The following is a 23545-nucleotide window of genomic DNA, read 5'->3' as shown; positions in this document are numbered from 1 at the left end:
ACAAACCACTCGCCTTATGGGGGATTGATGGCGGTCGGGAAGGCATAGCGCCAATAAAGAGGGGCGCCGATGCGCCCCTCTGTCGATGATGTATCTGTACCCTAGCGGACGATTTCGTAGCAGGGCACATATTGGCTGCCCGGCAGCTTCATCCGCTGCTGCTTGACGAAGCTCTCCAGCAGTTTGTCCATCAGGTGCATCAGCTCCTTGTCGCCGTGCAACTTGAAGGGGCCTTTCTTCTCGATGGCGCGAATGCCCCCTTCCTTGACGTTGCCGGCGACGATGCCGGAGAAGGCACGACGCAGGTTGGCCGCCAGCAGCTGGGGGGGCTGGTTGCGGTGCAGATCCAGACTGGCCATGCTGGCGTGATCCGGCTCGAAGGGGAGCTGGAACTCCGGTTCAATCTTGAGGGACCAGTTGAAGGAGTAGGCATCGCCGACCGATTTGCGGTATTCGCGGATTTTTGGCATCGCCTCCTTCATCACCCGGGCTACTTCCGGCGCATCGCCGACAATGATCCGGTAGAGTTTGGTCGCCGGTTCACCAAGGGTCGCCTTGATGAAGTCGTCGATGGCTCGGAAGTAGTCGGCACTCTCTTTCGGGCCGGTCAGGATGATGGGCATCGGCTGCCGCTCGTTGGCCGGGTGCATCATGATGCCGAGCAGATAGAGCAGCTCTTCGGCGGTGCCGACCCCACCCGGGAAGATGATGATGCCGTGGCCGAGGCGTACGAAGGCTTCCAGCCGTTTCTCGATATCCGGCAGGATCACCAGCTCGTTGACGATGGGGTTGGGCGGTTCTGCCGCAATGATGGAAGGCTCCGTGAGGCCGATGTAACGGCCGTTGCGCACCCGCTGTTTGGCATGGCCGACGGCCGCCCCCTTCATCGGGCCCTCCATGGCACCCGGGCCACAGCCGGTACAGATGTTCAGCTCACGCAAGCCCAGCTCGCTGCCCACGGCGCGGGTGTACTGGTACTCGATCTCGTTGATGGAGTGGCCACCCCAGCAGACGATCAGGTTGGGATCGGCGCCGGGCAGGATCACCTTGGCGTTGCGCAGGATGGCGAACACCACATTGGAGATATGAGTGGAGTTGGTCAGATTGACCTGGCGGTTGGACTCGAGCTGATTGGAGACATAGAGAATGTCGCGCAGCACCGAGAAGAGGTGCTCCTGAATGCCGCGAATGATCTCGCCATCGACAAAGGCGTGCTCGGGGGCATTGAACAGTTCCAGCTTGACCCCGCGCTCGCGCCGGATCACATGAATATCGAACGATTTGAAGCGCTCCAGGATCTCCTTGGAGCTGTCGGTATGGCTACCGGAATTGAGCACTGCCAGCGAGCAGTTGCGAAACAGTTGATAGATATCGCTGGAGGCAGTCTGCTTGAGGCGATCCACCTCAAGCTGTGACAGCAAATCCATGCTGCCAACGGGATTGATGTGCGTAATCATAGGTTCCCCTTTACTCACTTGTTATCGTTGTGTTTTTCCCTGGGGAGAAAAGGGGACGCTATGTTGCATCCCCTGAGATCGATAGTAGTGGTAACAGAGTGTGGAGGGAAATAGGGCGACGACTGTTCGCTGTTTTTTTAGCCGCTTGTCAGGCCAGTGTCACTTGATCCCGACCGGTGTGCTTGGAGTGGTAGAGCGCCTTGTCCGCCCGCTCGAACACATCTGACGGGTTGTCCCCATCCTTGAACAGGGTTGCGCCGATGGAGATGGTGATCTCCACCTTGGCATCGCGAAAACGGAACGGGATGCTCTTGATGGTCTGGCGCAGGGTCTCCAGCGGCTTCTGGAACTTGTCCGGGTTGATGTTGGGCAACAACACCACGAACTCTTCCCCACCAAAACGGGCGATGAAATCTGTGTCACGCAGTGCACTCTGCAGTGCTTTGGCGACCACTTTCAGTGCCTTGTCACCCGCCATATGGCCGTAGTTGTCATTGATGTTCTTGAAGTGATCAATGTCGATGATCGCCATGCAGAGCGGAGTGCGGTAACGAAGCCAACGTTTGTACTCCTGCTCCAGCCGTTCATCGAGAGCGGCCCGGTTGTGCACCTGGGTCAGGCTGTCGAGGAACAGCTTGTGTTTTTGAATGGTCAGCCGCTTCTTGTACTCGGCGGTCTCCTCCTTCATCAAGCGCAGCTTGGACTCCATGGTGGAGAGGCGGGTGAGCAGGTGGCGCTCTCGCGCCGCCGTGTTGTCACGCTCTTGCAGCAGCAGGTTGATGGCGCCCATATGGCCGGAGATGGCGCGCTTGAGCGCATCGATGGAGTTATGGCTGGCCAGGGAGTGATCGATCGCCTGCAACTCGTTGACCAGCGCCTCGCGGGTCTCGCGGGTTTCGTTTTGCAGCGCACGCCCCTCATCGAGGGATTCGGTAAACCCGACATGTACTGCGGAGAGGCTTTCGTTGAGGGAGCTGAGGAAGGCGCGGGAGGCTTTGCGCTCCTCACGGGTGCCTTCGATGATGAGCTCGATCACCTGCAGGCAGGTTTCCGCCAGCAGGGCAGGGTTGATCCCGATCAGCAGTTGGCGGCGAATGTCGCTCAGGCTCTCGCCGATGGCGCCGGCAAAGTCGAGTTCGGTGATAAGCCGCTGCAGCTCATCGGCGATACGGGCGTGATCCTTTAGATCAAACGGGTCGACATCGGGCTGGCCATCGTTGCTGGCAGTATCGCTTTCTTGTTGAGTTGCACCTGACGGTGCCAACAGCGGCTGACTTGGCAGCAGCTGGATCTTGATCGCCTGCTGGTAGAACTCCAGCAGCTTGATCACCTTCTTCTGGTGATCGGCAATGCCGTAACCGACCGGACTTGCCAGAAATTCCTTGAGGGACTTGCGGGTCTCTTCCGGGAAGCCCTTGATGGTTTTCAGCTGTTTGGAACCAAGATCGATGGCAGTTTGAGTCAGGGTGATCGATTCTTCCAGCGCATTGCTGTGCTGCTGCAGCAATTTTTCAATGGCCAGCAGGTCGGCGTCCAGCGAGGTAAATGCGGGATTGTTATCCAGTTTCTGCTTGAGCTTGGCGAAGCGATTGTCCAGCTCGCGGTCGAAGCCACGGCAGGAGAGCATCAACTTGTTGATAAACTGGATACCACGGGCACGCTCTGCATCGGAAAACGACAGTACACCGTCGAGTTCCAGCTGTTTCTGCTGAAGGGATTCCCTGAGTCTTGCCAATTGTCCTGCTACGGCAGCGATGTCATTCATTATCAGGTCGCCCTGTTGTCATTATTGTTTTTGGTGTTGGATAGCAACAGTGGTCGAACTTGGTTTCGATCCTCGCCTGTTATCTACATTATTTCCTGGTGGTTATCGGCTGCCGGCTTCCTTGCAAGGCTGGGCCAATTAACCCATTGCTTTTCATGAGAAGAATTGACTTTTACCAGTCCCTTGTCAATTGCCATCAGGCCGCATTGCCACACATCTCCATTAAAAAATGCCGCTTGTTGGCAATCGATCGCCGCGAGCTCCAACCAGGCGTTTTGCTGACATTTTTCACTGAGCTGAATGGCTCCCGACAGGGCGAGATAGCAGAGGTCAAACAGGCCATTGTGATCGAGCGCGGTTGCCGCTTTCGGCAGGAAGGGGTGACTGACAATCCCGAGGCTGATCTGGCGATCCAGCGGATAGTTGCAAGGGAAAGCGGCGATGGCGGTCAGCAGGTCTCCCGCCAGTTGATGCAGGTTGGTGACGTGGCGCTGTGGCACCACATAGAGCATGTGTCCTTCACGCAAGTCATAGATACGGCCATCTTGCGGGGTCAGGGTGTCCATATAGGCACCGAAGGCCTGCTCGATTTCTCTGCTGGCCTGATAGCCGTGGCGCTCCAGCGTATTGACCAGGAAAGGCACCCGGAACAGCAGATAGTGCAGCTTGTCATCGAACTCGCTGGAGGGCTGTTCGCTGAGGTACCAGCGATCCGATTTCAGCTGGCGCTTTGCCATCTCCCGCGGCCAGCGGTTCATCAGCCGCTGCCAGTTGGCCAGCCCCGAGCGTGGCTCGATCAGCAGGGCCTCATTGGTCCGTTTCAGTTGCAGGCGGGCAGTACGCAGCTTGAGCCAGAGGGTGAAGAAGAGGTAGATAAAGAGCGCCAGCAGCAGGCTGGTGGTGATACTTGACCAGAGATAGCGCTCCTGCTGATGCTGGCTGTTGTTAAGCCGCTGCTCCAGCTCCTTGATATGTTGCACCCGCTCGACCTGGACATAGTTGTCGCGGATCGCCGCCTGCTCCATGGCCTGCTCCTGCTGGCGCACCTCCTCGCCAAGACGGTGGAAGCGCTTGTAGCTGTCGAGTGCCTGACGCAGATACCCCTTCTGCTCATAGGCCAGCGACAACAGGCGGAATACCTCGTACTGACGGCGGGTATCGCCGAGCTGATTAGCCAGCGCGCGGGCGTTCTCCAACTGCAGGATGGCGATGGCGGCCTCCTGCTTCTTCAGATAGAGCTCGCCGAGCAGCAGCAGGGTATCGATCAGCGGCTCTTTGGCATCGCTCAGTTCGTGAGACTGGCGGGCCGCATTGAGGTAGTTGCTGGCCAGCGAGAGGTTGCCGCTTTGCAGGTAGGTTTTGCCGATTTCGTATTTGAGCAGGGAGGCTTGCGGTCGGTTGCTCCCCTCATCGAGCAGATCCAGCGCATTGAAGAAGTAGACCAGTGCCATATTGAGGTCGCCCTGCTCGCGGTTGAGTCGCGCCAGCACCATCAGGGAGTCGCACAGCAGGGAAGGGTTGCCGATGGAGTGGAAGTAGTTGGCCGCCTCATTGGCATACTGCAGCGCTTTTTGGGGCTCCTGCTCCTGCTGGTAGAGTTTCACTATCTGGTTCGATAGCAGGCCGAGAAAGAGCGGGTCATTGAGGCTTTTGGCCTGTTGCTGGGCATCGATATATTCCCCCAGCGCCAGCTGTGGCTGCTGCAGCGCACGATAAAGGTCGCCGCTGATGGCGCTGACCCAGGCACTGGCGAGGGGATTGGGGGTCTTGGCGGCCCAGATCCGCGCATCTGCCAAGTGGGCCTTGGCATCATCGAAGTGCTGGTTCTCGATGTCGTAGCTGGTGCGTTGCAGGCGGCCATAAATCTGGAGCTGGCTCTGCTTGAGCGTGGGGACGGTCAACTGTTCGTCCAGTTGATCCATCAGGGCGCGGCTGGTGCTCTGGTTATCCGGTTTGAGGGCCTGGCTGCGGATCTTGAGATAGAGGCCGTGAGCCTTGAGTTCCGGTTGCTGCTCTTTGTCTGCCAGCGCCATCGCCTTGTCGAGCGCTTGCTGGGTGGCCTGATATTGGCCCAGTTGCAGCAGACACTCCCCTTTGAGCAGGTGGGCGCCTATGGTCTGGGCCGCCGTGCTGTAGCTCAGGATGGGCTCGCGATAACCGAACTCCTGGCGATTGCTGATGATTTGCTGGGGATTATTGGCTGCGCGCGTCAGGAAGGCGCTGGTGATCTGGACGCATCTGGCAGGATCGGTCAGTACCATCGATTGCGCTTGTTGCAGATCGATAGAGAGTTGCTCCTTGTCCAGATCCAGATTCGGAGCTGACAGGGAGGACATCATCATGGCCAGAAAAAACAGTTGATTCATTGGATTAAGGACGGCGCAGAGGTGTTGGCATGTTATCCAAGCCCCCCCCTGCGAGTCCAGCGTTTACTGTGGTTTGCTGGTGGCCATCAAGTGGGTTTCGTCTGGATTTTATTATCCAGCCCCCTTATCCCTGCTGCGTAAAGCATCGATTGAAACCTTCTTGCCAGTCATGGAGGGCAGTGTACCTGCCCTCTCTGTCGCAACTCGACTTTATTGGCGGATCAGACGCAGGTTGGCGGGCACGGCTTCGAAATCGGAGCGGAACGGGTTGATGTCGAGGCCGCCGCGACGGGTATAGCGGGCATAGACGGTCAACTGCTCAGGCTGGCAATAGTGCTTGAGGTCGATAAAGATCCGCTCGATGCACTGCTCGTGGAACTCGTTGTGCTGGCGGAACGAGATGAGATAGCGCAGCAGCTTCTCCCGATCGAGTTTCGGCCCCTTGTAGCGGATCACCACGGAGCCCCAGTCGGGCTGGCTGGTGACCAGACAGTTGGATTTGAGCAGGTGGCTGTGCAGGGTCTCTTCTACCTGTTCGCTACCGGCTGCCCCTTGCAGCAGGGACGCATCAAACTCGTAATTGTCTACCTCGATATCCTGCTCATCGATGCACTCGCCAGGCAGCAGGGCAATCTGGTGCGGCGCCTTGTCGAGGGGGAACAGGGTCACCTTGACGGTCTCACCCGCACAGGCACTCAGATCCTTGGTCAGCATGGCGGCGACTGCCTCGATAGAGTCGCAACGGGTCTGGTTGAAGGAGTTGAGGTAGAGCTTGAAGGATTTGGATTCGATCAGGTTCGCACTGGTGGCCGGAATGGCCACTTCCCCCACCGCCACCATCGGCTTGCCCTTGGCATTGAGCCAGGAGAGCTCATAGAGGGTCCAGACATCGCAACCGCTAAAGGGCAGGTCATCGCCCAGCTGGAGATCATCCCGGTTCAGGCTACGTGGAACCGGCTGCAGCAAGGCGGGGGTGTACTGGCAGATGTAATCGGATTGCTGGCCTAGGCTCAGGCCGGTCAGGGCGCTGGCCCCGGCGTATCTATCTTGTTTGCTCACAGGGTTGCTCACGTAATGTGCTCATGATGAGTGGAATGAAACGGGCCATTGCAGGGCCGGATGGTTGCAGCCGTTTGGCTTGGGCGTCGGCCTCTCGGTATCCCGGGTTCTGTTTCCCGGGTCGCAAGGTCGGCTGGCAACCTTGTCTGTTACCGGGTTTGGTGGTGCAATAGCGGACTTTGCCAGCAATTGTGGGGATTTTCGATGTCGGATCAAGTTTTGTCTGCCCTGGAGCACTTTTTTGCCCGCTGGCAACGGGATGGCGAGGCCAGACGAGGCCTGCCCCTGTGCGAGTGGGAGGCGGACTGGCGTTCCCCCTGCCAGCTTGGTGAGCCCGCCGATGGTCGGGTTGCCTGGCGTCCTCACCATCGCCCCGAACCCGCCGATTTTACAGCCATGGCCGATGCCCTCGAGCTGACAATTCATCCCAGCGCTATCGCCCTGTTCGGACACTGGTTCAGTCGCCCCATCCCCTGTCTTTACAAGGGGCTGCGCCTTGAACTGATCTTGCCGTGGAACGACGCGGATCTCGACCTGCTCAGGGAGAACCTCATCGGCCACCTGCTGATGTTGCGCAAGTTAAAACGAACCCCCTCCATCTTTATTGCCACCACCCGCAACGAGATGACGCTCATCTCGCTCGATAACGAGAGTGGTCAGGTGTGGCTGGAGTGGCTCGATTCCGGCCGCCGTCTGACGCTGGCTCCCTCCCTAGCGGCGTTTCTGGAGCGGCTGGAGACTTTGCCGCAATAGCACCTGTTCGAGCCAAGGTTACTCATCGGAACGAAAAGAGCCTTGCCATGCGGCAAGGCTCTTTTTTATGGCATCGCGTACAGGGAACGCGCTTAATCCTTGAAATCCCAGGAGAGGTTGGAGACCAGACGGCAGCTGTCGCACTTGAAGTCGAAGATCTCGTGCAGTGGCGCTGCCAGCGCCCACTCACCGCCACAGCTGGGGCAGGGGCGCGCCTTCTCCTCGGCCGCACTCAACCCGCCCACCCGGTAGAGGTAGTAGTAGGTGGGGATGCCGCTCAGCACTTCCAGCCGCTTGGCCAGATCGCTGCCGCGCCGGTAGAGGCGGCTGCCCACTTCGCCGATTTCGTGCAGCGCCGCATGTTCGGCGATGGAGCCGTTCATCTGCAGCTGATCGCATGCCTCCCAATCCTCCTGCCACTTGATGATCTGTTTCTGATCGCCGTTGGCGACTGCGGGCAGCTGGTAGAGCGGAATGGGGGCGAAGTGGTCGCCACAGCGCAGCGGCGAGCAGGTGTGCAGGAAGCTGGTGTAGAGCATCATCCAGCTCGGCCGCTCGCCCTGCTGGCCGCAAGGGTCGGTGCTGTCGGAAAGCAGATCCGCCCCCTGCAGCTGGAGTTTGGGCGCCAGCAACCCCGCCTGATTGAGCTGCTGCTCGGCCAGTTTGACCTGCTCGCTCTGGTTGTCGGGGTGCAGGCTATCCTGCTCCGGGCAGACCACCCGACTGACGAAATAGCCCTCATGCATGCTGGTGGGGAACTCCCGCCCGAGGATCTGACCCTGATAACGCAGCATGTCTAGGTAGTTGGCGATGGCCCGCTCGGCGTCGCCAAGGGAGGTATCGCGGTAACACTCAAAGCAGAGTTCGACGATATACATGGCTCAGCCTTGCCCCTGCTGGAGGAGCAGGTCGGTCAGGCGATCCACTTTCTGTTCGATGCGCGCGAGCTGTTCGGCGAGTTGCTGCAGGGTGAGCTCCGGTGCTGGTTGGGGCACTGCCTCTGGCAGGATCTCGCTCTCGGCGGTCGCGATGGGCTGCTGCTTCCACTGGCTCAGCACTTTCAGTAGCTCGGCCATCGGCACGGGCTGGGTGAGGCGGGCCTTGATCATGGCGGTGGTGGGCGTCAGGCCCTTGGCGGCCAGCTCGTTGGCAATTCGGACGATCTCGTGGGCGGACATAAGCATGCTCTGGGTGAGAAGGAGGGATCGATATCGGGGCGGGATCTTAACCAAAGCTGGCAGGGGAGGAAAGGGGCGGGCGGCTTAGCGGGGCTGGCGCAACATCACATCGAGCTGGTCGATCGCCTCGCACCAGTCGGAGTCGTTCCACAGGGCATCGCGCAGAAAGCTGGCTTGGGCGGCGTTCCAGAAACCGGCCTCCGGCAGCAGGGTCTCATTGTCGAGGTGATGGTCGTGCACAAAGCGGTGCAGGCTCAGCTCGTCGTTGGCCATCCCGAGCTGGGCAAACAGGGCTGGCAGATCGTGGACAAGGGGTTCCATCTCGTCTCTCCCTTTGTTTAATCCCTGAGATTATAGACAGGCACAGCCATCGGGCGCAGAGACGAGATTGGAGATCAGGCTGAGGGGATGCGATGGGGTGGCAGATCAACGCCTACAATGTGCAGCCCCTGCATCTTGAGGGTGCCCTGATAGTGGCTCTCGCCATCGCTGGAGAATTCAAACTGATAGTGGGTCAGCAGCCGCAGGGGATTGTGTGCCAGCTCCCGCCGATGGCGGGCCAGCGACAGCAGTTGCAGGTCATGGTGCTGGCAGTAGCGGCGCATGTATTGCCAGGCCACTTCTGCCTGTTGGCGTTGCAGCCAGAACAGGCCGGCAATCGCAATCAGCAACAAAATTCCGAGCATCTCTCCCATAGGCGGGCTTCCTTATCGTGATGTCGATAACCGGGAGTCCTGCTCGGCACTCCCGATCTCCTTTCTATTTCCCGCCGTGTTGCCTCGTGGCGTGAGGGGGAGGCGAGGGATCAGGCCGAGGCAAACAGACGGCCGATGGCCTTGCCCAGCGCCTCGCTGCGGTCGGGGTCACGCAGTCTGGCCAGCATATCATTGCGTAGGGCCGGTAAAGTGACCAACTCGGCAAAAACCTGATTGAAGAACTGGGTCGGTTGCAGTGCCAGTTGTTCCAGATAGTGGCTGAGCAGATTGGCATCCTTCAGATCGGGCCAGAGCCGGCCAGCGATGGCGAGCAGCAGTGCCGGGCTCGGCTGGGTTTGCAGCAGGGTCAGCAGCTTGTTGGTGCGCAAAGAGCTGCCGGGACAGGAGGCCATAGCGCGGCAGAGGTAGGCCAGGGTCTCAGGGTTGGGGGCGGCGCACTCCTGCTCCTTGCCGATCCGCTCGAGCAGGGCGCCTTGTACTGCTGGCGGCAGCGGGGCGTTTTCAAGGCTCTGGCAGAGGGCGTAGAGCGGCTCTTGCGGTAGTTTGGGCAGCGCCTTGCAGATCAGCGCCAGATTGCGCTCATCATGCAGCCGCTCCGCCAGATCGGCAAAGCCCTGCAGCCCCAGAGTCTGCCAACCGGTGTCGTTGGGGGCGGCCAGATAGTGGCAGAGGGCATCGTAATAGGCAGAAGGGGTCTGCTCCAGCTGGCGCGCCAGTTTGGCGTGCAGACTGGCCATTTTTGCCTCTGCCGGGCGGAAGGTGTAGGGATTGTCGGCCAAGCGCTGGGCTTTCTCTTCATCCAGATCGCCGGTGAGCTTGTAGCCCAGGGTCTCCACCACCTGATCCATGAACAGCTTGGGGCCGTTTGGCATCAGCAGGCCGCGCTCATCGAGGGCAAACTTGAGGAACCAGAGGTAGTGGCGAGACTCGCTCGGCTGGAAGAAGTGCACACCCAACCAGGCGTGCTGTTGCAGCGGCCAGGGATAGGGCTCTTGCTGCTGTTCGATGCGGACAAAGGTATCGCTTGCCAGTGGCCGCACCTGGCGGCCCATGTCAAACAGCTGGAACTGGGTGCCAGCCTGAGTCAGAAATTCGGTCAAGGTATTGATGGCAGTAGGCGTCGCAGACATGGTGAGATCCGGCTAATGGTGATGCGGGCCGATTATAAGGCCCTTGCCGAGGATAGCCAGTGGCAGCAGACGTGCGCTGCGGCAGATATCAACATGGCAGCCATGCGGGGGGAGGTGTATAGTATCGCCCTTTTTTAAAGGCGGCAGGCCGCGCTGGTTGCCGTGTATGTCGTTGACCCGGCTGAACCGCCGGTGCTGCGCGACCGAATGTATCGGCATCCTGGCTGACCCTGTCGGGTCGGCGGATCAATTTGTGGTTATGAGGAAGAGAGCGAGATGAATCAATATTTGCTGGTAGCTGGCCTGTTGGGGGAACTCACCGCCGAGTTGCAGCGCCTTGAGCGCTGGCAAGCTGACCATCCCGGTGACGAAGCCCTGGCAAGCACCCTGCCTTTTTGTGTCGATACCCTGAGCTTTGATCAGTGGCTGCAGTTCGTGCTGATCCCGCGCATGGAGCAGCTGGTGATGTTGCAGGCGCCACTGCCCACCAGCGTCTCCCTCTATCCCATGGCCAGCGAAGTCTACAAAGAGGATCTGGCCGAGGCAGAAGCGCTGCTGCGCCTGATCGCACGCTTCGACCTGCTGCTCTCCGGCAAAGTGATCGAACAATGATGCCAACGCAAACCCGAGAAGAGAGTGACCTGAAGCTGACTCTGCTCTATCAGGATGAGTGGCTGGTGGCGGTCAACAAGCCGTCCGGTCTGCTGGTGCATCGCAGCTGGCTCGACAAGGGCGAGACCCGTTTTGCCATGCAGATGACCCGGGATCTCATCGGCGGTCGCCATGTCTATCCGGTGCATCGCCTCGACCGACCCACCTCCGGTGTGCTGCTGTTTGCGCTCGATCCGGTGATTGCCCGCGCACTCACCGAAGCCTTTACCCAACGTCAGGTGCACAAGGAGTATCTGGCATTGGTGCGTGGCTGGGCGCCCGAGCAGGGGGTGATCGACTATCCCCTCAAGGAGCAGTTGGACAAGATTGCCGATGCCATGAGCAACCCGGATCGTCCGGCGCAGGATGCCGTCACCACCTTCCGGCGCCTGCATCAGGTCGAGCTGCCCCACGCGGTCTCCAAAAAGCACCCCACCAGTCGTTACAGTCTGGTCAGATTGTTTCCGAAGACCGGCCGCAAGCATCAGCTGCGCCGTCATATGGATCACCTGTTCCATCCCATCGTCGGGGATACCACCCACGGAGATGGCCGTCATAACCGTTTCTTTCGCGAGCACTTTGGCTGCGAACGGCTGCTGCTGGTGGCCCGCACCCTGAGCTTTACTCACCCGATCCTCAAGGTGCCGATGCGGATCCAGGCGCCACTCGGTCAGGATGTGTTGCGCCTGTTTGCCGAGCTGGGCTGGCCCGCCAGCGAGAGCGACTACTAAGCGCCTGATCCTCAGCCTTGAACCGGTGGCATCTGACGCCAGCTTGCTGATAGAGTTGCTCAAAAGAGTGACTCACGCGGGGAGCGGAGAATGGCACAGATCGATATCGTGGTAGGAACTGTCTACGGCGCAGCCATGCTGGTGGCCGAGACCTTGGCAGATGAGCTGGAACGCAAGGGGCATCACTGTTCTCTGCACGAAGAAGCACGGCTGGCGGACATCGACCCCGGCCGTTTTTTATTGCTGGTCAGTGCCACCACAGGGCAGGGAGACATTCCTCCCAATCTGCAGCCCTTTGCCAGCGAACTGGCTGACAAGGCGCCCTGGCTCAAGGGGCTGCGGTATGCCTTGATTGCCATGGGCGACAGCAGCTATGACCATTTTTGTGGCGCGGGCCGTCGGCTGGACGGGTTGCTGCAAGAGCTGGGCGCCACGCGAGTGATCCCCCCGCTGGAGCTGGATGCCACCGTGCACGATGAACCCGAACAGGTGGCACTTAGCTGGCTGAAAAAGTGGGATATTCAGCCCTGAATATTCTCTGAAATAGAGCCATATCAATCCCCTGATCCTCAACCGACAGGGGATTGTTATTTGCACAAATGTCATCTCACTCAGCAAGCATATTTCCCACTCTTATTGTCGATAGTGGCGGAGGGATATTTTCCCCTTTTGGCATTCCATCGGCGTAATGGTTTCAAGTGCACTGCAGACCCGTCATCCAAATAAAAGTTCAATCTTGAAAGCGATCTCAGTCATGTTTTTGTCATTCGAACGTAAAATAATGACTTTGGTTCAGTCGCGAATTAATTGCTGGTAACGCTTTCAGATTCGTTTTAATTGCTAGATTTGTGGTCTTGTTGGTCATGTATTGCCTTTTTGGTCGTTTTTTTACCTGCTTGTGTTGTGGCGATCGTTTGCCGAGCGATTTGTCGCCATTTTGTGAGTCGCTTCATATTTGTCGTGAAATACGCTCCCTATAATCAACCTCGGTTATCACCAACAGGATTACATGGTGATAAGAAGTTGAATATTCAGGATCACACTCCTCACTGCGGGAAATAAGGAATATGACAATGAAAATGAAGTGGCTCCCGATCGCAGCAGCTGTTACTGCCGCCCTGGCTTCCCAAGCCGCCTTTGCCGTAGATTTCCACGGTTACTTCCGTTCCGGTGTCGGTGTTTCCGGCGACGGCGACATGGTTAAATACAACGTCAATAAAGTTGGCCGTCTGGGTAACGAAAATGATACCTACGGTGAAGTGCAACTGGGTCAGGAAGTATTCAACAAAGATGGCAAGACTTTCTATGTTGATTCCATGTTTGCCATGGCTTCCAACGGTTCAAACGACTGGGAAGGTACCGGTACTGTTTGTAACTTCGATGCCAAGCAGTGCAATGGTGATTCTGACTTCGCCCTGCGTCAGTTCAACGTACAAGCCAAAGGCTTGCTGAACTTTGCTCCTGAAGCAACCCTGTGGGCTGGTAAGCGTTACTATCAACGCCATGACATCCACATCTCCGACTTCTACTACTGGAACATCTCCGGTGCTGGTGCTGGTATCGAAGGCATCCAGGCTGGTCCGGGTAAAGTATCTTTCGCATGGGTACGCAACGATCGCAGCGCTGCCGATGTGTTTGGCCAGTACACCCAAACCGGAGTGGATGGCAACGGTAACCCGACCTATCAGAAGAATGAAGATCTGAACGTTAACACCCTGGATCTGCGTTATGCCGGTATCCCGCTGTGGACCGATGCGTCCTTGGAACTGGGCGTTGACTATGCTCTGGTCAATGAGACCAACGATCAGAAAGCACTGAAAAAGAATCCGCAAGATGGCGTCATGCTGACTGCTGAACTGACCGCAGGCATCCTCGGTGGTTTCAACAAAACCGTGCTGCAATATGGTACTGAAGGTTACTCCAAGACCATGGCCTTCTATGGCGATGGTTCCTGGTACGGCGCTGAAGCCAAAGATGGTGCTGATGGTTTCCGTATCATCAACTGGGGCGTTGTTCCGATGGGCAACTCCTGGGAGATGGGTCACCAGCTGGTTTACGGTGTAGGCAACGAAATGTGGGACGGCAACGACAAGTGGGAAACCATGTCTGTTGTTGTTCGCCCGATGTACAAGTGGGATGACTTCAACAAGACCATCTTTGAAGGCGGCTACTTCAAGGACAACAATAAGTCTACCAATGGCAGTGAAGACAAAGATGCTGGCTACAAGCTGACTCTGGCACAAGCCTGGTCTGCCGGTTCCAGCTTCTGGGCCCGTCCGGAAATTCGTGTGTTCGCCTCCTACCTGGCTAACGACGAAGACAAGAAAGTCTTCGAAGGCAATACCTCCAAAGACACCTACCAAGTTGGTGTTCAAGCAGAAGCTTGGTGGTAAGCAAAAGTTTAAGTTAAGTTAGTGACTGCCCCCTTATGGGGGCAGTTTTGTTTCGCCGGATCACGGCCACCGGATTATGGAGATAAGAAAAATGAAACGGGTAAAGATGTCTATTGCAGCCGTAATCACTGCGCTATTAACCGGTTGTGCCGGAAACATGGTTGTTCCTCTGCAAGAACACGGCTCTATCTTGAGCGATGCAGATCAAGCCAAGCAAGCGTTGGCCAAAGCCTCCAGCTGCTGTGTGGCGTTTAAAGATTTCAGTTATGCCCCCTTGCCTGAAGGTGAGACCTTGCTGGCCATCGATGGCAAGCAACCCACTTTTCAGTTTGATGAGGGGATGAGTTACTTTGCGGCTTATCGCTTGCCGACCAACACCGGCAATCTGGCGATCAGCCTGGCATCACAGGTGAGTAAAACCGTGATGGTGCCCAAGGTCATTATGCTGGATGCCGAGTTCAAGGTGACTCGGGTCCTGGGTGAGTCAGTATTCAGCTATCAACCTGCTCACCTGCTCGATAACGACCGTATTGAAGGGCGTGTTTTTGTTGACCGCAGCATGCCTGGCAACCCGGCCAGCGAAACATACATGATCGTTTATGCGCCCGCGGATAAGCTTTCGGGCAGCACAACAATCCTGCATCCATCAAAAGCGTTTGCTCGCGCTAATGGTACCGTTGAGCCTGATATCAAGGATCCGGTGATCCCGCACTCCCCGTGGGGTTTGGTGCAGATCAAAGTCAAAGATATGGCCCGTGGAAGTGGTCTTGAAGCGGTATTCAAACCCGAATATGCCGACAAGGTGGCTATGAGCCAGGGTCAGCAGGTTGCAGCGATAGCGACTACCGCAGCCGTTACCACAACTGCAACAGCTGCGGTCGCAGCCAAACCTGCTCCTGCCATGCTGAGTGAAACTGAAGCCTTCTACCAGAGCCAGATCGAAAAAGCTGTCAAGGCGGGGGATATCGACAAGGCGATGAAGCTGGTGAACGAGGCCGAGCGGGCCGGTTCAACCAAGGCAAAAAGCGTGTTTATTGATGCGGTCAAGCGCTCGCAAAAATAGAATAATACGACCATTTACTGGTCAGATATATTTATTGAGGCCTCCCTTGTTGGAGGCCTTTTTAATCGGTAGACTGTAATAAATAAAAATAACGCCGTTACATTTTGTTACAGTGGGTTGCCTTTTGATGTAAGCGGCATTATTAAAATACAAAGCGAAACTGCTATTTATATGTCTTTGTAATAGAGTGACAATGCGGATTGTTAACTTATATTAGATGCGTTTTTTAGCCGCTAAACAAGTTGTGATCTTCCCTCCAAATTCAATATTCCCCCGCCTTTGAAAGCAGCAATTTATGACCCGCTGGGTTATATTCTGATGGTCAAAATAAACAAGCCCGACTCGAAGATATCTGAATGAATCAGTCCTTATTTCATCCAGATAGATCGTTCAGGGACGACAATCCATTCAGGAGCGCACACAATGTTCAAAAATGCTTTCTCTAATCTGCAAAAGGTTGGTAAGGCGCTGATGCTGCCAGTATCAGTCTTGCCAGTCGCAGGTATTCTGCTGGGGGTGGGGGCTGCCCACTTCAGCTGGATGCCGGAAATTGTCTCCCAATTGATGGAGCAAGCCGGTGGTTCTGTATTTGGCCAGATGGCCCTGCTGTTCGCAGTGGGTGTTGCTCTGGGCTTTACCAATAACGATGGTGTATCCGGTCTGTCGGCCATCGTTGGCTACGGCATCATGGTCGCAACCCTGAAGGTCATGGCACCTGTGATGGGTGTTGAAACCATCGAAACCGGCGTGCTGGGTGGTATCCTGGCCGGTGGTATCGCTGCCTGGGCGTTCAACCGTTTCTACAAGATCCAGCTGCCAGAGTACCTGGGCTTCTTCGCGGGCAAGCGTGCCGTACCCATCATCACCGGTTTCCTCTCCATCGGTCTGGGTGTGATCCTGTCCGTGATTTGGCCGCCAGTGGGTGGCGCCATCGGTGCCTTCTCTGACTGGGCTGCCAACCAGAACCCGGTACTGGCCTTCGGTATCTACGGCGTGGTTGAGCGCTCCCTGATCCCGTTCGGTCTGCACCACATCTGGAACGTACCGTTCTTCTATCAGGCTGGTACCTGCGTCAACGGTGCCGGTGAAACTGTTCACGGTATCATGACCTGCTTCCTGACTGCTGATGACGCGTCCCGCGCTGCCGGTAACGGCTTCGGTCAGCTGGCTGGTGGCTACCTGTTCAAAATGTTCGGTCTGCCTGCTGCTGCGTTCGCCATCGCTCACGCTGCCAAGCCGGAAAACCGCGCCAAGATCGTTGGTATCATGGCCTCTGCAGCCCTGACCTCTTTCCTGACCGGTATCACCGAGCCGATTGAATTCTCCTTCCTGTTCATCGCACCGGTTCTGTACGCCATCCACGCTGTACTGGCTGGTCTGGCTTATGTGCTGACCAACTCTCTGGGTATCGTACACGGTCACACCTTCTCCAACGGCTTCATCGACTTCGTGGTGCAATCACCGCGTGCCGATAACATGCTGCTGCTGGTTGGTCTGGGTCTGGTTTACGCGGCCATCTACTACGTCGTATTCAGCTTCGTTATCCGTGCCATGAACCTGAAAACCCCGGGTCGTGAAGACGAGACTGCTGAAGAGGCCGTTGGCCAAGGCAAAGACGAAATGTCTGCTGCTCTGGTTGCCGCCTTCGGTGGTAAAGAGAACATCGCTTCTCTGGATGCCTGCATCACCCGTCTGCGTGTTGGTGTAAAAGATGTTGCCAAAGTTGACCAGGCTGGTCTGAAGAAGCTGGGTGCTGCCGGTGTGGTAGTGGCTGGTTCCGGCGTTCAAGCCATCTTCGGTACCAAGTCTGACAACCTGAAAACCGACATGGACATCTGGATGAAGAGCAACTAATTCTGTTGCCTGAATATCAGCGTGTTTGAAGAGGGAGGCGAAAGCCTCCCTCTTGCTATTTCTGGTTATGGATCGTGCGAGTCACAGCAGGTCGAGCTCGGCAGGAGTCTCGTTGCCCAAGGGGCGATATGTAACGGGCTGACCAATGGTGGCCCAACAGCACAAGGTGGGGGGCCTCGCTCGCCTTATCGCACACCATCACCAGATCAACCTTATAGTCAGATAACGTCATCCAGTAATCAGCCAATAAAAAGAGCGCCATCTGGGCGCTCTTTTGTCGAGTCGAGGGGATTAGAGTTTCTCCAGATCCCGTTCGATTTCGCTGATCTTGTTCTGTACCACTTTTTCCAGATGGCGCAGGTCGCGCAGGATCTTCTGCTTGATGTCCGGGTCGGCTTGCTGATGGATGCCCTGGGTCAGGTTGTCCAGCTCATCCACCACATATTTGAGGTTGGCATTGATCTCGGTGACATCCTTGTACTCATGGGTGCCCGAGTCGACCAGCATGGTCTTGCGCTGGCGGGGATACTTGAATTTGACACTCTTGGCGAAGAACTCGCCCTTCTGCTTCTTGAAGTAGATCTTGAGGATGTCGTGGTTGGCCTCCTGGCGCAGGGTGTAGCTGTCGACGGAGGCGGGATCCTGGATCCCCAGGCTCTTCAGATTCTCGTACATCAGGCTTCCTCGGTTTGAAACGATCCTGTCCCATCCATCTTAACCGATGCCTCATGGCTTGCCTGTGACAGGGGCGCCAAAATCAAAAGGGCGCCATCAGGCGCCCTTTTCATCACAGCAATGCTGATTACTCGTCGATGGAGCGCAGCAGGGCGTTGATGCCGACTTTGGCGCGAGTCTTGGCATCAACCTTCTTGACGATCACCGCCGCGTAGAGGCTGTACTTGCCGCATTTGGAGGGCAAGGAGCCGGAGACTACTACAGAGCCAGCCGGTACGCGGCCGTAGTGGATTTCGCCGGTTTCGCGGTCGTAGATGCGGGTGGACTGGCCGATGAAGACGCCCATGGAGATGACGGAACCTTCCTCGACGATGACCCCTTCAACCACTTCGGAGCGGGCACCGATAAAGCAGTTGTCTTCGATGATGGTCGGGTTGGCCTGCAGTGGCTCCAGTACGCCACCGATGCCGACGCCGCCGGAGAGATGCACGTTTTTACCGATCTGGGCGCAAGAGCCGACAGTGGCCCAGGTATCGACCATGGTACCTTCGTCAACGAAGGCGCCGATGTTGACATAGGAGGGCATCAGCACGGTATTGGGGGCGATAAAGGAGCCTTTGCGGGCTGTTGCCGGCGGCACCACGCGCACACCCGCTTCCTTGAACTGCTCGGCGGTGTAGTTGGAGAACTTGAGGGGAACCTTGTCGTAGTACTGGGCATCGTCGCCCTTGATGATGCCATTGTCGTGGATGCGGAAGTAGAGCAGTACCGCTTTCTTCAACCACTGATGGACAACCCACTCACCGGCGATCTTCTCGGCAACCCGTGCCTTGCCAGAGTCCAGCAGGTCGATGGCTTGCAGGATGGCGGACTTGGTGGCGCTATCCACGGAGCCCGGAGTAATGGTGTCGCGGCGCTCGAAGGCCGCTTCAATGATCTGTTGCAACTCGGTCATGACAGGTTTCCTTTAAAAAATTCTGTTTGTTGTATCACACTTTTCCGACTGTTTTTAAGGGGTTGACCGGAATTCTTCCGGCCAGCGGCCATTTCTTCATCCGGTGTGCGCCAACCAGTTGTTTGGTATGGCAAAAAACGCCCGACAACCAGCCTCTTTCGAATCACTCTTCGCTTAATCCAGTACCGACTGCTGGGGATTGAGCTGGTGTACCAGTCGCTCTTCCAGCTGTTTTTGCTGCTCGGCGGTCAATGGCTCGCCATCGAGGCTGGTCAGGCTGAAAAAGTCCTCGACCCTCTCACCGAAAGTGGCGATTTTGGCGGCGTGCAGCGACAGCCCGCACTGCTGGAAAACGGCACCGATCCGAGCCAGCAGGCCGGGGGTATCGAGGGCAGTCAGCTCCATCAGGGTGTGACGGCTCTCCCCTTTATGAGGCAGGAAGACTACCCGGGTCGGTACGCTGAACTGGCGGTGGCGCCGCGACAGCGGCTTGTTGCGCAGCACCAGCTTGCCAGGCTCCTGCAGCGCCTTCTCCAACGCCTTCTTGATGGTGGCGGTGCGGTTGGGGCTGATGGGTTCGCCGCTCGGCTCCAGCACCACGAAGGTATCGAGTACATAGTTGCTGCGCGAGTTCATGATCTGGGCATCGTGGATGTTGAGGTTCTTCTGATCCAGCGCCGAGGCGACGGTGGCAAACAGATTCGGGGTATCGCGGCAGTAGATAAATACCTCGCTGCCGCCGCGGGTCGGGTGTTTGCCGATGATCACCAGCGGAGCCGGATTGTCGCCATGCTCGATGATGTGGCGGCAGTGCCAGGCGATCTGCTCCGGGCTGTGACGCAGGAAGTAGTCGGCCTTGAAATCGGCCCAGAGCAGGTTGATTGCCTCTTCCGATACATCCCGTTGTGCCAGCAGTTGCTTGGCCTGACGCTGGTTTTCGCGAATGCGCAGCCGCATGTCGGGCGGGTTCTCCAGCCCCTGGCGCAGCGCCTTCTGGGTCGCGAAGTAGAGCTCCCGCAGCAGGGTGCCCTTCCAGTCGTTCCACAGGGTATCGTTGGTGGCGCAGATATCGGCCACGGTGAGGCAGTAGAGCAGGTCGAGATGCTGCTCGTCGCGCACCTTCTGGGCAAAGTCGGTGACCACGTCTGGGTCATAGATGTCGCGGCGCTGGGCGGTGACCGACATCAGCAGATGGTGGCGCACCAGCCAGGCGACCAGCCGACTCTCGTAGCGATCCAGACCGTGCAGCTGGCAGAACTCCAGCGCATCGACGGCGCCGAGTTCCGAGTGATCGCCGCGCCGCCCTTTGGCAATGTCGTGGAACAGGGCGGCGATGCTGAGCAGCTCCGGTTTGCGCAGCCGGGTGAAGACCTCGTGGCAGAGCGGGTGGCTCTGGCGACTGGCCGGATTGGGGAACTGATGAATGTTCTTGAGCAGCCGATGGGTGTGCTCATCTACCGTGTAGGCGTGGAACATGTCGAACTGCATCTGGCCAACGATGAGGTTCCATTGCGGCAGATAGGCGGCGAGGATGCCGTACTTGTGCATCAGGGTGAGCGGCAGGCCGATGCCGTTGGGGTGGCGCAGCAGCGCCATAAACAGGCGACGGCAGTCGGGCAGATCCTGCAACCAGCAGTTGAGTTTGCGGCGCGCCTCGCGCAGCTGGCGCAAGGTGGCCGAGTGGATGCCTGCAATCTCGGGATGCTGGGCCATCTGGTAGAAGAGGCGCAGGATAGCGGCCGGTTCACGGCTAAACAGCTCCGCATCCACCGCATCGATGAGGCGGCCACGGAGCTGGAACTCGTCGGAGAGGCGACGCACATCCATGGCGGTGTTGCCGAGGATCGCCTCGTCAAACAGCTGCAGCAGCATCTCGTTGAGCTCGGAGACCCGCCGCACCGTCTGGTAGAAGCGCTTCATCATCTGCTCGACCGGAGTGTTGCCTTCCCCTTCGAACCCCAGCATCTGGGCCACGGTGCGCTGGCGATCGAACAGCAGGCGGTTATCTCCCTTGTTGATAGCCATGTGCAGGGCAAAGCGCACCTTCCAGAGAAAATTCTGGCAGTCGAGCAGTTCGCGATACTCGGCGCGGTTGAGAAAGCCGTGGCTGGTCATCTCGAACAAGGTAGTGGCGCCGAAGTGGCGGCGGGCGACCCAGGCGAGGGTTTGAATATCCCGCAGGCCGCCCGGATTGCTTTTGAGATCCGGCTCCAGCTTGTAGGCGGTGCCGAGAAACTGCTGGTGTCGCTCTGCTTGCTCCTGGCGCTTGGCGCGAAAGAAGGCTTCGCTTGGCCAGAAGTGCTGTGGGCCGGTGGCCTCTTTCAGTTGCCGGAAACCCTCCTGGCGACCTGTGATGTAGCGGGCCTCGATGAGGTTGGTGGCGACCGTAATATCGGCGCGCCCCTGCTCGAGGCACTCCACCACGTTGCGCACCGCCTGACCCACCTCCAGCTTGAGATCCCACAGCAAGGTGATGAACTCACCGATGCGCAGTCCCAACACCTCGTCCAGCTCATCGCCGTCATAGAGGATCAGCAGGTCGATATCGGAGTGGGGGTGCAGCTCGCCGCGACCATAACCGCCTACCGCGATCAGGGTGAGGTCGCTCTTGTCGAAGCCGAACTTCTGCCACAGCCGGCAGAGCAGCTGATCCATGTATTCGGAGCGGGTGGCGACCAGCTCGATGATGTTGTCGCCGGCATCAAAACGGGTGTGCAGCCAGCCGAGAAAGCGGCTCAGGTACTCTTTGCAGTTGTCGCGAGTGAGCTGGTCATCGGGTAACAAATGGGGGGAAAGCAGGCTGGCGTCCATGGCATCTCACACACAGTGGCAGGCAAACGGCTGGAACAGAAGTAAAAACCCCGGCGCTTTGGAAGTTCAGGGCCGGGGTTCGATGTTAGCTGTGTTTGATGAAGCGGTCGATAGTGTCATCGGGGCGCAGGGTGAGCACCTCGCAGCCATCCTCGGTCACCAGCAGGGTGTGCTCCCACTGGGCGGAGTCGCCGCCATCCTTGGTGGTCACGGTCCAGCCATCCTTCGGATTGACCTTGCAGTGATACTTCTTGCTGTTGACCATGGGCTCGATGGTGAAGCACATGCCTGCTTTCAGCTCCAGCTTGCCGCTGTTGCGATAGTGGAGGATCTGCGGCTCTTCGTGGAACTCGGCACCGATGCCGTGACCGCAGTAGTCACGCACCACGGAGAAACCGGCCTTCTCGACGATGGGCTGAATAACAGCGCCAATCTCGGTGATGCAGGCACCCGGGCGCACCTTCTTGATGGCGGCATAGAGGCTCTCTTGCGCAACCTTGCAGAGCTGGCGGCGCAGTGGGGTGGTTTCACCCACGATGAACATGGCCGAGGTATCGCCGTGGTAACCATCCTTGATGACGGTGATATCCAGGTTGATGATGTCGCCATCACGCAGCTTCTTGTGATTCGGGATACCGTGGCAGATCACATCGTTCACCGAGGTGCAGATGGATTTGGGGAAGCCGTGGTAGTTGAGCGGAGCTGGAACTGCCTGTTGTACGTCGACAATATAGTCGTGGCAGAGGGTGTTCAGTTCGTCAGTGGTGACGCCAGCTTTGACATGGGGCGCAATCATGACCAGCACATCGGCGGCCAATTGGCCGGCAACGCGCATCTTTTCAATCTCTTCCGGTGTCTTGATTTTAATGGACATGGGATCTCTCTTGCGGCCTGCCACTGGGCCTGCGAGGGCAGACAGGACAGGTAATGAAAAATAGATGCGTTTGCAATCAGGGCAAAATTTTATCCGCAACCCCCGCGTACTTCCAGTGTGATTGTCATCACAACGTCAAATCGGCGTCGCAGCATCCTCTGGCGGGATCCATATTTACACCTGTTTAGGGTGTCGGCCGGTGGTGTCCTGGACAAAGTTATGATATAAAGCGCGCCGGAATGGGGAACTTGCGTCCCGATTTCATCACCCTTACTTAAACAACACACACACATCGACACATATGCCGGGGTGCCTTAACGGGTCGGTTATATGGGATGTGTGGAGGCCTAACCCCAATACAGAGGTATAAAATGGCTAAAGTTTCTATGCGCGACATGCTGCAAGCCGGCGTTCACTTCGGTCACCAGACTCGTTACTGGAACCCGAAAATGAAATCCTACATCTTCGGTGCCCGCAGCAAAGTTCACATCATCAACCTGGAAAAAACCGTTCCGATGTTTGACGATGCCATGAACTTCATCAGCTCCGTAGCTGCCAAGAAAGGCAAGGTACTGTTCGTTGGTACCAAGCGTGCCGCGTCTGAAGCCGTAAAAGAAGCCGCTGAGCGTTGCGACCAGTTCTATGTAAACCACCGCTGGCTGGGCGGTATGCTGACCAACTGGAAAACCGTTCGTCAGTCTATCAAGCGCCTGAAAGATCTGGAAACCCAGAGCCAAGACGGTACCTTCGACAAGCTGACCAAGAAAGAGGCGCTGATGCGTACTCGCGAAATGGAAAAGCTGGAGAAGAGCCTGGGTGGTATCAAGAACATGGGCGGCCTGCCTGACGTTCTGTTCGTTGTCGATGCCGACCACGAGCATATCGCTATCAAAGAAGCCAATAACCTGGGTATCCCGGTAGTTTCCATCGTTGATACCAACTCCAACCCGGACGGCGTTGACTATGTCATCCCGGGTAACGACGACGCTATCCGTGCCGTACAGCTGTACCTGAATGCTGCTGCTGACACCGTACTGGAAGCTCGCGCTCAGGACATCGTTGTTCAAGCCGAACAAGATGGCTTCGTTGAAGCTGAGTAATTGATAAGGACTGT

21 protein-coding genes are annotated in these 23545 nt (G+C 57.4%); 8 read left to right on the top strand and 13 right to left on the bottom strand.

The features are described 5' to 3' along the window. Positions 1 to 101 precede the first annotated feature (101 nt). The 4 genes from ppnN to queF all read right to left on the bottom strand — a co-directional run bounded on the left by ppnN (position 102) and on the right by queF (position 6647). Positions 102 to 1457, bottom strand: coding sequence for a nucleotide 5'-monophosphate nucleosidase PpnN (ppnN, locus tag AB5Y86_RS14165; protein WP_005338611.1), 1356 nt, complete (start codon positions 1455 to 1457; stop codon positions 102 to 104). A 148-nt stretch (positions 1458 to 1605) separates the two neighbouring features. Continuing rightward, a complete protein-coding gene (locus AB5Y86_RS14160) occupies positions 1606 to 3222 on the bottom strand; it encodes a diguanylate cyclase (RefSeq protein ID WP_368193105.1) in 1617 nt (538 codons plus the stop codon). 83 nt (positions 3223 to 3305) lie between these two features. Continuing rightward, the gene (locus tag AB5Y86_RS14155; RefSeq protein ID WP_368193103.1) at positions 3306 to 5588 is read right to left on the bottom strand and encodes a tetratricopeptide repeat protein; all 2283 of its coding nucleotides are present in this window, start codon (positions 5586 to 5588) and stop codon (positions 3306 to 3308) included. A 210-nt stretch (positions 5589 to 5798) separates the two neighbouring features. Next, positions 5799 to 6647, bottom strand: coding sequence for an NADPH-dependent 7-cyano-7-deazaguanine reductase QueF (gene queF / locus AB5Y86_RS14150; protein ID WP_368193101.1), 849 nt, complete (start codon positions 6645 to 6647; stop codon positions 5799 to 5801). 204 nt (positions 6648 to 6851) lie between these two features. Here queF and syd point away from each other — a divergent pair, with 204 nt between their 5' ends. Further along, positions 6852 to 7400, top strand: coding sequence for a SecY-interacting protein (syd, locus tag AB5Y86_RS14145; RefSeq protein WP_368193100.1), 549 nt, complete (start codon positions 6852 to 6854; stop codon positions 7398 to 7400). A gap of 92 nt (positions 7401 to 7492) precedes the next feature. On the opposite strand, the gene AB5Y86_RS14140 is transcribed toward syd, so the two are convergent. The 5 genes from AB5Y86_RS14140 to AB5Y86_RS14120 form a co-directional block, all read right to left on the bottom strand. Next, on the bottom strand, positions 7493 to 8278 hold the full coding sequence (locus AB5Y86_RS14140; RefSeq protein ID WP_368193098.1) for a Zn-ribbon-containing protein: 786 nt from the start codon (positions 8276 to 8278) through the stop codon (positions 7493 to 7495). 3 nt (positions 8279 to 8281) lie between these two features. After that, entirely contained in the window at positions 8282 to 8578 is a 297-nt protein-coding gene (locus AB5Y86_RS14135) for a hypothetical protein (RefSeq protein ID WP_184234567.1), read from the bottom strand. Between the two features lie 84 nt (positions 8579 to 8662). Then, positions 8663 to 8899, bottom strand: coding sequence for a DUF2789 family protein (locus AB5Y86_RS14130; RefSeq protein ID WP_005338602.1), 237 nt, complete (start codon positions 8897 to 8899; stop codon positions 8663 to 8665). Between the two features lie 74 nt (positions 8900 to 8973). After that, positions 8974 to 9273 carry a DUF3301 domain-containing protein gene (locus tag AB5Y86_RS14125; RefSeq protein ID WP_139409987.1) on the bottom strand — a complete coding sequence of 100 codons (300 nt, stop codon included), beginning with the start codon at positions 9271 to 9273 and terminating at the stop codon, positions 8974 to 8976. Between the two features lie 110 nt (positions 9274 to 9383). Further along, positions 9384 to 10424 (bottom strand): DUF3549 family protein, encoded by a 1041-nt coding sequence (locus tag AB5Y86_RS14120; protein WP_368193097.1) that lies wholly within the window; start codon positions 10422 to 10424, stop codon positions 9384 to 9386. A 276-nt stretch (positions 10425 to 10700) separates the two neighbouring features. On the opposite strand from AB5Y86_RS14120, the gene AB5Y86_RS14115 reads away from it, so the two are divergent. From AB5Y86_RS14115 to ptsG, 6 genes are all read left to right on the top strand, one after another. Then, a complete protein-coding gene (locus tag AB5Y86_RS14115) occupies positions 10701 to 11036 on the top strand; it encodes a YqcC family protein (RefSeq protein ID WP_005338596.1) in 336 nt (111 codons plus the stop codon). Then, positions 11033 to 11806 (top strand): tRNA pseudouridine(65) synthase TruC, encoded by a 774-nt coding sequence (truC, locus tag AB5Y86_RS14110; protein WP_368193096.1) that lies wholly within the window; start codon positions 11033 to 11035, stop codon positions 11804 to 11806. Before AB5Y86_RS14115 ends, truC begins: the two co-directional genes overlap by 4 nt. 90 nt (positions 11807 to 11896) lie before the next feature. Next, positions 11897 to 12337, top strand: a complete 441-nt coding sequence (locus tag AB5Y86_RS14105; RefSeq protein WP_042055099.1) for a flavodoxin — start codon at positions 11897 to 11899, stop codon at positions 12335 to 12337. A gap of 542 nt (positions 12338 to 12879) precedes the next feature. Then, positions 12880 to 14199, top strand: coding sequence for a maltoporin (locus tag AB5Y86_RS14100; RefSeq protein WP_335830594.1), 1320 nt, complete (start codon positions 12880 to 12882; stop codon positions 14197 to 14199). Positions 14200 to 14290: 91 nt separating this feature from the next. Further along, complete coding sequence (locus tag AB5Y86_RS14095; protein ID WP_005358661.1) at positions 14291 to 15262, top strand: MalM family protein; 972 nt, start codon at positions 14291 to 14293, stop codon at positions 15260 to 15262. A 423-nt stretch (positions 15263 to 15685) separates the two neighbouring features. Beyond that, a complete protein-coding gene (gene ptsG, locus AB5Y86_RS14090; protein WP_005338586.1) occupies positions 15686 to 17116 on the top strand; it encodes a PTS glucose transporter subunit IIBC in 1431 nt (476 codons plus the stop codon). A 291-nt stretch (positions 17117 to 17407) separates the two neighbouring features. Here ptsG and AB5Y86_RS14085 read toward each other — a convergent pair whose 3' ends face one another. The 4 genes from AB5Y86_RS14085 to map all read right to left on the bottom strand — a co-directional run bounded on the left by AB5Y86_RS14085 (position 17408) and on the right by map (position 22431). Further along, on the bottom strand, positions 17408 to 17791 hold the full coding sequence (locus AB5Y86_RS14085; RefSeq protein WP_021229218.1) for a DUF3461 family protein: 384 nt from the start codon (positions 17789 to 17791) through the stop codon (positions 17408 to 17410). A gap of 127 nt (positions 17792 to 17918) precedes the next feature. Then, a complete protein-coding gene (gene dapD, locus AB5Y86_RS14080) occupies positions 17919 to 18746 on the bottom strand; it encodes a 2,3,4,5-tetrahydropyridine-2,6-dicarboxylate N-succinyltransferase (protein WP_368193095.1) in 828 nt (275 codons plus the stop codon). Between the two features lie 174 nt (positions 18747 to 18920). Further along, entirely contained in the window at positions 18921 to 21557 is a 2637-nt protein-coding gene (glnD, locus tag AB5Y86_RS14075) for a bifunctional uridylyltransferase/uridylyl-removing protein GlnD (protein WP_368193094.1), read from the bottom strand. 85 nt (positions 21558 to 21642) lie between these two features. Further along, positions 21643 to 22431, bottom strand: a complete 789-nt coding sequence (gene map, locus AB5Y86_RS14070; RefSeq protein WP_005338579.1) for a type I methionyl aminopeptidase — start codon at positions 22429 to 22431, stop codon at positions 21643 to 21645. Between the two features lie 371 nt (positions 22432 to 22802). On the opposite strand from map, the gene rpsB reads away from it, so the two are divergent. Then, positions 22803 to 23531, top strand: coding sequence for a 30S ribosomal protein S2 (gene rpsB, locus AB5Y86_RS14065; RefSeq protein ID WP_005303470.1), 729 nt, complete (start codon positions 22803 to 22805; stop codon positions 23529 to 23531). The last annotated feature ends 14 nt before the right edge of the window (positions 23532 to 23545 follow it).

The organism is Aeromonas sp. s8 (genome assembly GCF_040907785.1).
Classification (GTDB): Bacteria; Pseudomonadota; Gammaproteobacteria; order Enterobacterales; family Aeromonadaceae; genus Aeromonas; species Aeromonas veronii.
The sequence above is the reverse complement of the archived record's forward strand: the minus strand, read 5'-3'. Positions and strand labels throughout refer to the sequence as shown.

Bases quoted from the DNA above. Each gene is read 5' to 3' on its own strand.
- ppnN (WP_005338611.1), bottom strand. From the start codon at position 1,457: ATGATTACGCACATCAATCCCGTTGGCAGCATGGATTTGCTGTCACAG.
- AB5Y86_RS14160 (WP_368193105.1), bottom strand. From the start codon at position 3,222: ATGAATGACATCGCTGCCGTAGCAGGACAATTGGCAAGACTCAGGGAA.
- AB5Y86_RS14155 (WP_368193103.1), bottom strand. From the start codon at position 5,588: ATGAATCAACTGTTTTTTCTGGCCATGATGATGTCCTCCCTGTCAGCT.
- syd (WP_368193100.1), top strand. From the start codon at position 6,852: ATGTCGGATCAAGTTTTGTCTGCCCTGGAGCACTTTTTTGCCCGCTGG.
- AB5Y86_RS14140 (WP_368193098.1), bottom strand. From the start codon at position 8,278: ATGTATATCGTCGAACTCTGCTTTGAGTGTTACCGCGATACCTCCCTT.
- AB5Y86_RS14135 (WP_184234567.1), bottom strand. From the start codon at position 8,578: ATGTCCGCCCACGAGATCGTCCGAATTGCCAACGAGCTGGCCGCCAAG.
- AB5Y86_RS14130 (WP_005338602.1), bottom strand. From the start codon at position 8,899: ATGGAACCCCTTGTCCACGATCTGCCAGCCCTGTTTGCCCAGCTCGGG.
- AB5Y86_RS14125 (WP_139409987.1), bottom strand. From the start codon at position 9,273: ATGGGAGAGATGCTCGGAATTTTGTTGCTGATTGCGATTGCCGGCCTG.
- AB5Y86_RS14120 (WP_368193097.1), bottom strand. From the start codon at position 10,424: ATGTCTGCGACGCCTACTGCCATCAATACCTTGACCGAATTTCTGACT.
- AB5Y86_RS14115 (WP_005338596.1), top strand. From the start codon at position 10,701: ATGAATCAATATTTGCTGGTAGCTGGCCTGTTGGGGGAACTCACCGCC.
- truC (WP_368193096.1), top strand. From the start codon at position 11,033: ATGATGCCAACGCAAACCCGAGAAGAGAGTGACCTGAAGCTGACTCTG.
- AB5Y86_RS14105 (WP_042055099.1), top strand. From the start codon at position 11,897: ATGGCACAGATCGATATCGTGGTAGGAACTGTCTACGGCGCAGCCATG.
- AB5Y86_RS14100 (WP_335830594.1), top strand. From the start codon at position 12,880: ATGAAAATGAAGTGGCTCCCGATCGCAGCAGCTGTTACTGCCGCCCTG.
- AB5Y86_RS14095 (WP_005358661.1), top strand. From the start codon at position 14,291: ATGAAACGGGTAAAGATGTCTATTGCAGCCGTAATCACTGCGCTATTA.
- ptsG (WP_005338586.1), top strand. From the start codon at position 15,686: ATGTTCAAAAATGCTTTCTCTAATCTGCAAAAGGTTGGTAAGGCGCTG.
- AB5Y86_RS14085 (WP_021229218.1), bottom strand. From the start codon at position 17,791: ATGTACGAGAATCTGAAGAGCCTGGGGATCCAGGATCCCGCCTCCGTC.
- dapD (WP_368193095.1), bottom strand. From the start codon at position 18,746: ATGACCGAGTTGCAACAGATCATTGAAGCGGCCTTCGAGCGCCGCGAC.
- glnD (WP_368193094.1), bottom strand. From the start codon at position 21,557: ATGGACGCCAGCCTGCTTTCCCCCCATTTGTTACCCGATGACCAGCTC.
- map (WP_005338579.1), bottom strand. From the start codon at position 22,431: ATGTCCATTAAAATCAAGACACCGGAAGAGATTGAAAAGATGCGCGTT.
- rpsB (WP_005303470.1), top strand. From the start codon at position 22,803: ATGGCTAAAGTTTCTATGCGCGACATGCTGCAAGCCGGCGTTCACTTC.